This is a genomic window from Guyparkeria sp. (assembly GCF_046540515.1).
In the GTDB taxonomy this organism is placed as follows: Bacteria; Pseudomonadota; Gammaproteobacteria; order Halothiobacillales; family Halothiobacillaceae; genus Guyparkeria.
Genome location: NZ_JBKHFB010000064.1, coordinates 1 through 10,756, shown reverse-complemented (window position 1 = coordinate 10,756; position 10,756 = coordinate 1). Strand labels below are relative to the sequence as shown.

Genomic DNA, 10,756 nt, shown 5'->3' with positions numbered 1-10,756 from the left:
GGGCACCGGCTGGCGCATCGTCCCGGCGAGCTCTCGGGCGGCGAGCGCCAGCGCGTCGCCATTGCCCGGGCACTGGTCACCCGGCCGGACGTGGTGCTGGCCGACGAGCCCACCGGCAACCTCGATACCCGCAGCACCGAGGCGGTGTTCGAGGCCATGCTGGAGCTCAACCAGGCCATGGGCGCCGCCATCGTCCTGGTCACCCACGACCTGGCGCTAGCCGCCCGCATGGATCGCACCCTCCATATCGTCGACGGGCTGATCACCGACCGCGAGCAAGCGTGACGGCCCACCTCGGTCGGTTCGTCAAAACATATTGCGGCCGGCCAATCACGGTCTAGGCTCCTTGGCACGTTCCTGTCGCCCGTCCCCGGGGCGATTTCCGACCGTGTAATCGATCGAGGAGAACCGCCGTGGCAACACTGACCATCAATGGGCGATCCGTGACCCTCGAGGTCGCCGATGACATGCCCCTGCTCTGGGCCATTCGCGACCACGTCGGCCTGACCGGGACCAAGTTCGGTTGTGGCGCCGGGCTGTGCGGTGCCTGCACCGTCCACGTCGACGGCGAGGCGACCCGCTCCTGCGTCACCCCGGTCTCCTCTGCCGACGGCAAGGAGATCACCACCATCGAGGGGCTCTCCTCGGCCGGCGACCACCCGGTACAGCTGGCCTGGATCGCCGAGGATGCCCCGCAGTGCGGCTACTGCCAGTCCGGCCAGATCATGCAGGCCGCCGCGTTGCTGGCGGACAACCCGGAGCCCTCCGACGAGGACATCGACGAGGCGATGAAGGGCAATCTCTGCCGTTGCGGCACCTACAACCAGATCCGCGCGGCGATCAAGCACGCGGCCCGAGCCAGGATGGCCGACTCGGATGTCCAGGGCGGCAACCAGGAGGTGTCGGCATGACCACACGCAGGCAGTTTCTCAAGGTCTCCGCCGCCGTGGGCGGCGGGTTGCTGGTCGGTTTCCGCTTGGGCGCTCCCGAGCCGGCCATGGCCGCCGAGGGCGAGGGTGGCTCGTCGGATGCCGGCAAGGTTCTCGAGCCCAATGCCTGGATCGAGATGCACCCCGACGGTCGCACCATGCTGACCATCTCGGGCTCCGAGATGGGACAGGGGGCGATGACGGTGATCCCGATGATGATCGCCGAGGAACTCGACCTGCCCTGGGGCGAGTTCGACACTCGCTTCGCCCCGGCCGACGAGACCTACGCCAACCCCGCGCTCGGCAGCCAGGTCACCGGTGGCAGCGCCACGGTGCGCGGCTTCTACACCAAGCTGCGCGAGGTGGGCGCGGCGACCCGCGAGATGCTGATGCAGGCCGCCGCGGACCGCTGGGACGTGTCGCTGTCCGAGCTGCGCACCGAGCCGGGCGTGGTGGTACACCCGGCCAGCGGGCGCCAGGTCGAGTACAAGGACCTGGTGACCGACGCCGCCAGGCTCGAGCCGCCGGAAGAGGTCTTCACCAAGGATCGCGAGGAGTTTCGCATCATCGGCAAGCCGACCAAGCGCCTGGATTCGCCGCAGAAGGTCAGCGGCCAGGCGGATTTCGGCATCGATGCGCGGCCCGACAACCTGCTGCAGGCCAGTGTCGAGCGCTGCCCGGTGTTCGGCGGCAAGCTCAAATCGGTGGACGCCGCCGAGGCGAAGAAGGCCGATGGCGTCGAGGACGTGATCGAACTGGAACATGGCGTGGCCGTGCTGGCCCGTGACTGGTGGAGCGCCGACCAGGCCCGCAAGAAACTCTCGGTCGAATGGGACGAGGGCAAGCTCGCCGACCTGGACGACGAGGCCATCGACAAGCAGTTTCGCGACGCGGTCAAGGACGATGCCCGCTCGGCGCGCACCGAGGGGCGTGGGGCCGATGCGCTCGGCAACGAGGAGAACACCCACACGGCGACCTACCGCGTGCCGTATCTGGCCCACACCACCATGGAGCCGATGAACGCGACCGCCTCGGTCACCGATGACGGCGTGACGCTGTGGGTGCCGACCCAGGCCCCCGGGTCCGTGCAGAAGGTGGCCGCCGAGGTGGCGGGCGTGGACAAGGACAAGGTCACGGTGCACACCACCTTTCTCGGTGGCGGCTTCGGTCGGCGCTTCGAGACCGACTTCGTCCGCGAGGCGGTCGAGCTCTCCAAGCGTGCCGGTCGGCCGGTCAAGGTGATCTACTCGCGCCCGGACGACGTGCGCCACGACTTCTACCGCCCGGCGGCCTACAACGAGCTGTCCGCCACGCTCGACGACGACGGTCTGCCGGTGACCTGGGTGCACCGCATCGCCGGCCCGTCGATCTGGTCGCGGGTCTCGCCGGGCATGGTCGAGGACGGCATCGACCCGGCCGCGGTCGAGGGCGCCGCGGATCACCCCTATCGCATCGAGAACATCGCCGTCTCCTATGCCCAGGTCGATCCCGGTATCCCGGTCGGCTTCTGGCGCTCGGTCGGTCATTCGCAGAACGCCTGGATCGTCGAGTCGTTCCTCGACGAACTGGCGCGCCGGGCGGAGATCGACCCGGTCGAGTACCGTCTGAAGCTGCTCAAGGACGATTCGCGGCACGTTGATGTGCTCAAACGCGCCGCCGAGATGGCCGACTGGGGCGGCGAGGTGCCCGAGGGGCGTGCCCGCGGCGTGGCGCTGGCCAAGTCGTTCGGCAGCTACTGCGCCCAGGTCGCCGAGGTCTCGATCGACAACGGCAAGCCCCACGTGCACAAGGTGTGGTGTGCCATCGACTGCGGCATCGCCGTCAATCCCGCCGGGGTCGAGCGGCAGGTGCATTCCTCGATCGCCTACGGGCTGACCGCCGCCCTGTCCGGCAAGATCACCATCAAGAACGGACGGGTCCAGGAACAGAACTTCGACGACTACCCCGCGCTGAGCATGGACCAGATGCCCGAGGTCGAGGTCGGCATCGTCGACTCCGGCCAGCCGCCGGGCGGCGTGGGTGAGCCGGGCCTGCCGCCGCTGGCGCCGGCGGTGGTCAACGCCCTGGTGAGCCTGACCGGCAAGCCGATCCGCCGGCTGCCGATCGAGCTGGAAGACGAGGCGTGAGTCCGTCACACGGTGTGGCCACGGACCGCCAGGCCGCCGCGGCGCTCGCCATCGAGGCCCTCGAGGCGGGTCGCGAGGTGGTGCTGGTCACCGTGCTCGAAACCTACGGCTCGGCCCCCCGTCGGCCCGGCTCCCTGTGGGTGATCGTCGACCCGGCCGGTCCCCGGCCACGGCAGGCGGGGTCGGTCTCCGGCGGCTGCGTCGAGGATGAACTGCTCGACTGGCTGGCCGCCCGGTCCGTCGAAACCCGCGATGCCGGGCCGGTCGAGCGCCGTTTCGATGGCAGCACTCACCCGGGCCTACCCTGTGGCGGGACCCTGTCGCTACTGGTCGAGTGGCCCCGCCGGGCGAGTGAGTTGCGCCCGGCGCTGGCCGCGATGTCGCGGCGCGAGGCGGTCTGGCGCGAGGTCGACTTGTCCAGTGGGGCGGTGACGTTCCGCTCGATCGATGGTCCGGTGCCGGAGGCGCCGCGAGTCCACGATGGTCGGCTTGCCGTGCCGTTCGGCCCCGCCTGGCGGCTGGCGATCATCGGCACCGGGCCGGTCGCCGAGGCGCTGGCCTGGCAGGGGCGGGCACTGGGATTCGAGGTCGATGTCTGCGACCCGCGGCCGCGAAGGGATCGTATCGACTGGAATCTCGCCGATGTGCCATTGCATCGCGAGGCCCCGGAACGATTTTTCGCCACCAACGGGCTTGATGCCCGTACCGCGGTGGTTGCCGTGGCCCACGACCCTCGGCTCGACGACCTCGCCCTGATCGATGCGCTGGAATCCTCGGCGTTCTACGTCGCGGCGATGGGCGGGGCCGGTAGCAGCCGGGCGCGCCGCGACCGACTCGCCTCACTCGGCATCGACACGGGACGGCTGCGCGCCCCGGCCGGGCTCGATATCGGTTCGCACACCCCGGCGGAAATCGCCGTCTCGATCGCCGCCGAGCTGGTCACCGCGCGGGAGATCGAACGCCGTCGTGCGGGCACGCCGACGGCCTCGGGGACGGGCGCCCTGCTTGATGCCGGTTGATGCCGCGGCGCCGATTGGCCCGGTCGGCGTGGTGCTGGCGGCCGGCCGCGCCGAGCGCTTCGGCTCGGACAAGCGCTGGGCCGAGCTGCGCGGCGAGCCCCTGCTCGCCCATGCCCTGAACGCCGCCCGGGCGGTCTGTTCCCGGGTGCTGGTGGTGGTCGAGTCGCCCGATGCCCGTCTGGACGAGCTGCTTGCCCGCCTGCCGGCCGAGGCGGTGATCTGCCCACGGGCCGTCGAGGGGCTGGCGGCCAGCCGGCGATGCGCGATCGAGCGATTGGCCGGCGAGCAACACGGCGGGGTGCTGTTCTTCCTGGGTGACATGCCCGACGTGCCGGTCGCCGAGGTTCGGCGGCTGGTCGAGTGCATGCGCTCGGAGGCCTGTCCGGTACGCCCCGTCCACGGCGACCGGCCGGGTCACCCGGTGGCCTGCCCCGGGGCGTGGCTCGAGCGGTTGGCCGAACGCGGCTTTCCTGCCCGGGGTGGGGGGCTGGTCGAGTGCGCCCATCCCGGCGTGGTGCGCGACGTGGATCGGCCCGACGATCTGGTCCGCCTGCGATGACCCGCCGTGACCGGCGGCGGTCTCGGTCGGCCTGTGTTAACTTTTTCAGTGTCCCCCGGGCATTCGCCGTGCCCGCGGATCATTCCACCGTGATCGCACCGAAGGACTCCGGATGAACGAGCGTCCGTCAACGAGTCGTGCCACCGAGCCGCTGCACGCCTCGCGTCACTGCTTCGCCCAACCCCGGTTTGCCGACGAGTCGGCGGTGCTGGCCGATGCCTACCGCCTGCTCGACGATGCGGTGATCCGCTACCAGGGGCATCCGGTCGGCACCATCGCGAGTCTCGACCCACGCGCCCCGGCGGAGAACTACCGCGACTGCTTCGTGCGCGACTTCGTCTCGGCGGGCTTCCTGATGCTGTTCGAGGGGCGATCTGACGTGGTGCGCGAATTTCTCGCCATGATCCTGCGCATGCGCGGACAGCAGGAGGAGCTCGAGGGCCAGCAGATCGCCCCCGGCGTGCTGCCGGCCTCGTTTCGGGTGATTACCCTCGACGACGGCAGCGAGCAGCTCTCGGCGGATTTCGGCGACCGGGCCATCGGCCGGGTCGCGCCGGTGGACTCGATGATGTGGTGGGCGGTACTGCTGCGCGCCTACGTGCGCTTCACCGGCGACACGGCCTTTGCCCATACCCCCGAGGTCCAGCGTGGCCTGCGCATGATCCTGAGTCTCTGCCTGCAGAGCCGATTCGAGGTCTTCCCCACCCTGCTGGTGCCCGACGGCTCGTTCATGATCGACCGGCGCATGGGCGTCAACGGTCACCCGCTCGAGATCCAGGCGCTGTTCGACATGACCCTGCGCGCGGCTGACCTGCTGACCGTCGACGAGGGCAGCCACTGGCTGATCGATCTGGCGCACCGTCGACGGGACGTGCTGCGCGACTACGTGCGCCGCTACTACTGGCTGGACCTGGACGTGCTCAATGAGGTGCATCGCTTCTCCACCGAGAAGTTCGGCGTCGACGTCGACAACGTCTTCAACATCTACCCCGAGTCGATCCCCGAGTGGGTGGCCGACTGGCTGCCCGACGACGGCGGTTACTTCGTCGGCAACCTCGGCCCGGGGCGGATCGATTTCCGCTTCTTCTCACAGGGCAATTTCCTGGCGACCACCACGGGCCTGGCGACCGCCGAGCAGGGCGGCCTGATGATGCAAACCGTCACCGAGCGTTGGGACGACCTGATCGGGCAGATGCCGGTCAAGCTGGTCTATCCGCCGGTGCGGGGCTCGGAGTGGCGGCTGATGACCGGCTCGGATCCGAAGAACGTGCCCTGGTCGTACCACAACGGCGGCAACTGGCCGGTGCTGGTCTGGCCCATGGTGGCCGCGACGCTGGTCGCCGACCGGCAGGACCTGGGCGAGCGCGCCTTCCGCGTCGCCGAGCAGCGGCTGATGGCCGACAACTGGCCGGAGTACTACGACGGCCGGCACGGCCGGTTGATCGGTCGGCGGGCCAACCTGCACCAGGTCTGGAGCGCCACCGGCCTGCTGTTGGCGCGCCACCTGCTCGCCGAGCCCGGCCGGCTGGTGGAACTGGCCCTGACCGAAGACGGCGAGAGTGTCCCCCGCACCGGACGCGGCGGGGCGGCACGGCGAGAACAGGGAGAGGAGTGAGGCGATGTCGAACACGGGAGGCCGAGACGGCCTGTATATCTGTCTGATCAGCGTGCACGGGCTGATCCGGGGCAGGAACCTCGAGCTGGGGCGTGATGCCGATACCGGCGGGCAGACCCTGTACGTGGTCGAGCTGGCGCGCGCGCTGGCCCGCCGCCCCGAGGTCGGGCGAGTCGACCTGTTCACCCGGCGGGTGGTCGACCCGCGGGTGGACGCCGACTACGCGCTGCCCGAAGAGGACCTGGGCGACAACGCGCATGTCATCCGTATCGATGCCGGGCCGGAGGAATATCTGCCCAAGGAGCGGCTGTGGGATTACCTCAACTGTTTCGTCGACGGGGCGCTGGCGCATATCGACCGGATCGGCGTGACCCCGGCGTTGATTCACAGCCACTACGCCGATGCCGGCTACGTCGGCGTGCGACTGGCGTACCACCTCGGCGTGCCGCTGGCGCATACCGGTCACTCGCTGGGGCGTGTCAAACGTCGCCGGCTGCTGGCGCGTGGCGAGAGCAGCGAGACCATCGAGTCGACCTACGCCATGTCGACCCGCGTGCGGGCCGAGGAGGAGGTGCTGGCGGCGGCCGACCTGGTGGTGGTCAGCACCGGCCAGGAGATCGAGGAGCAGTACGGGCTCTATGACTGGGCCGACCCCGAGAAGATGACGGTGATCCCGCCGGGGGTGAATCTCGAGCGATTCACGCCTCCGCCCGAGGGGTTCTCCCCGCCGATCTGCGCCGATCTCAAACGTTTCCTGCGCGAGCCGGAGCGGCCGGTGGTGCTGGCGCTCTCCCGCCCCGACGAGCGCAAGAACATCGCCACGCTGGTCGAGGCGTTCGGGTCGCACCCGACTCTTCGCGAGCAGGCGAATCTCGTGATCATCGCCGGCAACCGTGACGACATCCGCGACATGGATGCCGGACCGCGCAAGGTGCTCACCGACCTGTTGCTCCTGATCGACTACCACGACCTCTACGGGGTGGCGGCCTACCCGCGGCACCATGCCTCGGACGACGTGCCCGACCTCTACCGGCTGGTGACACGCAGCGGCGGGGTGTTCATCAATCCCGCGCTGACCGAGCCCTTCGGCCTGACCCTGATCGAGGCCGCCGCCGCCGGGGCACCGATCCTGGCCACGGAGGACGGCGGGCCGCGTGACATCATCGCCGCCTGCGAGAACGGCGAGCTGATCGATCCGCTGGACGCCGACGGCATCGGCGAGCGGATCGCGTCCCTGCTCGCCGATCGCGAGCGTTGGCGCCGCTACTCGGAGAACGGGGTCCGGCGCGTGCGCGAGTGCTATTCCTGGGACGCCCACGTCGAGAGCTACCTCGAGCGCGTGGCCGGGCTGTTCGAGGGCGAACCGCGTGCGGTTCGCCCCAGCCTGCCGGATCATGCGCTCACCCAGGTCGATCGGGCGCTGGTGGTCGAGTTGGTCGCCCTGGGCGATTCCACCGACGCGGCCACGCGTCGGCACCTGGTCGAGACCCTGCGCGCCCAACGACGTCAGGCCGGGTTCGCGGTGGTCTCCGATCGGCCGCGTCGCGAGGTGCTCGCCGTGCTCAAGGAGCTGGACGTGCCCACGCCCGACGTGCTGATCACCCGCGGCGGCACGCAGATCCACTATGGCCCGCGCCTGTCGCGCGACGAGGGATGGAGCCGGCATATCGGCTACGCCTGGCAGCCGGATCGCGTCTACAACCGCCTGGCGCAGACGCCCGGCGTGGAGCTGCGTTCACGCGCCGTGCAGGGGGTCCACGCCGTGCATGCCTACATTGCCGACACGGACGCCTTCCCGGGCTTCGAGGCACTGGAGAACGAGTTGCACGAGGCCGATATCCACGCCAATCTGGTGCGCCTGTCGCGCAACGAACTGCTTGCCATGCCGGTGCGCGCCTCCAAGGGGTTCGCGCTGCGCTACTTCGCCACCCAGTGGGGCATTCCCTTCGATCGCCTGCTGGTGGCCGGTGGCGTGGCCACCGACGAGGACATGCTGCGCGGCAACCCGCTCGGGGCGGTGGTCACGCCCGACGGCGCGCGTGAACTGCCGGGCCTGACCGAGCTCGACCGGGTTATCTTCACCCGCGGGCACGGGCCGGGGGGCGTGCTCGAGGCGATCGAGCACTACGATTTCTTCGGCGCCTGCAAACTGCCCGACGAGCCGCCCGAGGCCGAGGGGGCATCGTGAGCGAGCTGGCCCCCATTCTGCTGTGCTGCGATCTCGACCGCACCCTGATCCCCAACGGACACGCCGAGGAATCCCCCGATGCGCGGGCGCGCCTGGCCCGCTTCTGCGCCCATCCCGCGGTGCGGCTCGTGTTCGTCTCCGGCCGTGACCTGCAACTGGTACTCGACGGCATCGACGAGTGGTCCCTGCCTCAGCCGGACTACATCATCGGCGACGTGGGCACCACCATCTACGCGCCGCGCTCGAAGACCGGGCACGGCGACGGCGACTGGGTCCACTGGCCGGCCTGGACGGACGAGATCGCGCCGGCCTGGAACGGGCTGACCCACGACGACGTCACCGAGATGTTCGCCGACATCTCCGCCATCCGCCCCCAGGAGGTCGCCAAGCAGGGCGCCTTCAAGGCGAGTTACTACGTCGACCGGAAGGCCAACCAGCAGGTGCTCGACGCCGAACTGCATGGGCGCCTTTGGCGCAACGGGGTCGATGCCCGGCTGGTCTGGTCGCTCGACGTGGCGGCAGACGTGCTGCTGCTCGACGTGTTGCCGACCAGCGCGAGCAAGCTGCACGCCATGGAATTCCTCATTCAGCACCTCGACTTCGACGAACGCCGTGCGATGTTCGCCGGCGACTCGGGCAACGATCTCCACGCCCTCGGCAGCCACATCAACGGGACGCTGGTCGCCAACGCCGAATCGGCGGTCAAGGCGCGTGCCCGCGAACTGGTGCGAGCCGGTGCGCTGGAGGACACTCTTTATCTGGCCCAGGGCGGGCTGTTCGGCATGAACGGCAACTACGCCGCCGGGGTGCTCGAGGGACTGGTGCACTACCTGCCCGAGACCCGCGAACACATGACCCTGGCCCACGACGACGGTGAGGCGACTGCTTGAGGCCGTGGCGCTGGCTCGCCGGGCTTTTCGGGGGCGCGTCCGCCCGGGACGTCGAGATCCCGCAGGCATCCTGGCAGCGCGTCTGTTGCGAGCAGCCGGAGCTGGCTTCGCTGTCGGACGATGAGTTCGAGCGGCTGCGTTCGCTTGCCGGCCGCTTCCTCGTCGGTCGGCCGTTCTACGCCGGTGGCGCGATCGAATTGACCGATTCGATGCAATTGCGGATTGCCGCGCTGGCCAGTCTGCCGGTGCTCGAGCTGGGCATGGAGTGGCTGGAAGGGATTCGCTCGGTGATTGTCTACGCCGATGCCTTCGAGGTGGACCACGAGGAGGTCGACGAGGATGGCGTGGTGCACCACGTTCGTGACCTGCGCGCCGGCGAGGCCTGGTCGCATGGGACGCTGGTGTTGTCCTGGGCCGACGTCGAGGCCGGCCTCGACCCGGATTACGCCACCAGCGTGGTCATCCACGAGGTCGCCCATTTCATCGACGGCGTCAACGGGGCGGAGAACGGCTTTCCGCCACTCGACAAGGGTCACGACCGTGCCCGCTGGACGCATGACTTCCAAACGGCCTTCGATCGGCTCAACCGGGAAGTCGACGCTGGCGACGAGCCGGTGATCGACCCGTATGCGGCCACCAACCCGGCCGAGTTCTTCGCGGTGCTTTCCGAGTACTTCTTTCGCCTGCCCGAGTCGCTGTGGGACTTCGACCCCGTGCTTTTCGGTCACCTTTCACGCTTCTACGGCCAGGACCCGCTGGCGCGGCTTGCCCGAACGCCGGCTGGCAAAATCCCGCAGGGCGTCTAAGGTCATGCACAGGCCCGGTGGCGCGAACTGCCGGATCGAGTTTCATTCACTTCATGGAGGGCTATCACCATGTGTGCAGCCAAGGCTAAGAAAGGTCAGAAGACGCTCGACAACCTGCAGCAGGCACTGTCGATGGAACTGACCGCGGTGCATCAGTACATGTTGCACGCCCACGTGCTCGAGGACTGGGGCCTGGACCGGCTGTCGAAGAAGATGCACGGCGAGGTCCAGGAGGAGCTCGGTCACGCGAGCCAGTTCATCGACCGCATCCTGTTCCTCGATGGCGACCCGGTGGTCACCGAATCCAAGTCGGCCAAGCGCTCCAATTCGCTGCGTGACATGTTCAAGGCGGACCTCAAGGAGGAACTGGCCTCCATCGAGTTCTACGGCAAGGCGGCGCTCGAGGCCCGGGACGAGGGCGACATCGGCACGGTGCACATCTTCGAGGAAATCCTGATGGACGAAGAAGGGCATGCCGACTGGCTCAAGCGACAGCTCGAGCTGATCGAGCGCATGGGCGAGCCCAATTACATCCTCGCCTACCACTCGCCGGACACCGGCGAGTAAGCAGTCAAGCGCCTGCCCGAAAGAGAGACGGGTTCCTCTAGCGGTTGTGAGAAGAGC

At 69.0% G+C, this 10,756-nt stretch carries 10 protein-coding genes; all 10 read left to right on the top strand.

The window, feature by feature from the left end; genetic code table 11:
• Window positions 1–285 (top strand): ATP-binding cassette domain-containing protein (locus tag ACLFRM_RS07785; RefSeq protein WP_410755174.1); only part of this gene is annotated, 285 nt, incomplete at its 5' end.
• A 128-nt stretch (window positions 286–413) separates the two neighbouring features.
• Window positions 414–911 carry a (2Fe-2S)-binding protein gene (locus ACLFRM_RS07780; RefSeq protein WP_410755173.1) on the top strand — a complete coding sequence of 166 codons (498 nt, stop codon included), beginning with the start codon at window positions 414–416 and terminating at the stop codon, window positions 909–911.
• The gene (locus ACLFRM_RS07775; protein WP_410755172.1) at window positions 908–3,055 is read left to right on the top strand and encodes a molybdopterin cofactor-binding domain-containing protein; all 2,148 of its coding nucleotides are present in this window, start codon (window positions 908–910) and stop codon (window positions 3,053–3,055) included. Before ACLFRM_RS07780 ends, ACLFRM_RS07775 begins: the two co-directional genes overlap by 4 nt.
• Window positions 3,052–4,074: an XdhC family protein gene (locus tag ACLFRM_RS07770; RefSeq protein WP_410755171.1), complete on the top strand. Its 1,023-nt coding sequence runs from the start codon at window positions 3,052–3,054 to the stop codon at window positions 4,072–4,074. Before ACLFRM_RS07775 ends, ACLFRM_RS07770 begins: the two co-directional genes overlap by 4 nt.
• Window positions 4,064–4,633 carry an NTP transferase domain-containing protein gene (locus ACLFRM_RS07765; RefSeq protein ID WP_410755170.1) on the top strand — a complete coding sequence of 190 codons (570 nt, stop codon included), beginning with the start codon at window positions 4,064–4,066 and terminating at the stop codon, window positions 4,631–4,633. Before ACLFRM_RS07770 ends, ACLFRM_RS07765 begins: the two co-directional genes overlap by 11 nt.
• A gap of 112 nt (window positions 4,634–4,745) precedes the next feature.
• Window positions 4,746–6,248: a glycoside hydrolase 100 family protein gene (locus tag ACLFRM_RS07760; RefSeq protein WP_410755169.1), complete on the top strand. Its 1,503-nt coding sequence runs from the start codon at window positions 4,746–4,748 to the stop codon at window positions 6,246–6,248.
• A gap of 4 nt (window positions 6,249–6,252) precedes the next feature.
• Window positions 6,253–8,436, top strand: a complete 2,184-nt coding sequence (locus ACLFRM_RS07755) for an HAD family hydrolase (RefSeq protein WP_410755168.1) — start codon at window positions 6,253–6,255, stop codon at window positions 8,434–8,436.
• Window positions 8,433–9,326 (top strand): HAD-IIB family hydrolase, encoded by an 894-nt coding sequence (locus tag ACLFRM_RS07750; protein WP_410755167.1) that lies wholly within the window; start codon window positions 8,433–8,435, stop codon window positions 9,324–9,326. The genes ACLFRM_RS07755 and ACLFRM_RS07750 overlap by 4 nt, the downstream gene beginning before the upstream one ends.
• Window positions 9,323–10,132, top strand: a complete 810-nt coding sequence (locus ACLFRM_RS07745; protein ID WP_410755166.1) for a zinc-dependent peptidase — start codon at window positions 9,323–9,325, stop codon at window positions 10,130–10,132. The genes ACLFRM_RS07750 and ACLFRM_RS07745 overlap by 4 nt, the downstream gene beginning before the upstream one ends.
• Before the next feature lie 69 nt (window positions 10,133–10,201).
• Window positions 10,202–10,699 carry a bacterioferritin gene (locus tag ACLFRM_RS07740; RefSeq protein ID WP_410755165.1) on the top strand — a complete coding sequence of 166 codons (498 nt, stop codon included), beginning with the start codon at window positions 10,202–10,204 and terminating at the stop codon, window positions 10,697–10,699.
• Window positions 10,700–10,756: the final 57 nt, after the last annotated feature.

Excerpts from the sequence above, each read along its gene's own strand:
- ACLFRM_RS07740 (WP_410755165.1), top strand. The coding sequence starts at position 10,202 with ATGTGTGCAGCCAAGGCTAAGAAAGGTCAGAAGACGCTCGACAACCTG.
- ACLFRM_RS07775 (WP_410755172.1), top strand. The coding sequence starts at position 908 with ATGACCACACGCAGGCAGTTTCTCAAGGTCTCCGCCGCCGTGGGCGGC.
- ACLFRM_RS07755 (WP_410755168.1), top strand. The coding sequence starts at position 6,253 with ATGTCGAACACGGGAGGCCGAGACGGCCTGTATATCTGTCTGATCAGC.
- ACLFRM_RS07765 (WP_410755170.1), top strand. The coding sequence starts at position 4,064 with ATGCCGGTTGATGCCGCGGCGCCGATTGGCCCGGTCGGCGTGGTGCTG.
- ACLFRM_RS07760 (WP_410755169.1), top strand. The coding sequence starts at position 4,746 with ATGAACGAGCGTCCGTCAACGAGTCGTGCCACCGAGCCGCTGCACGCC.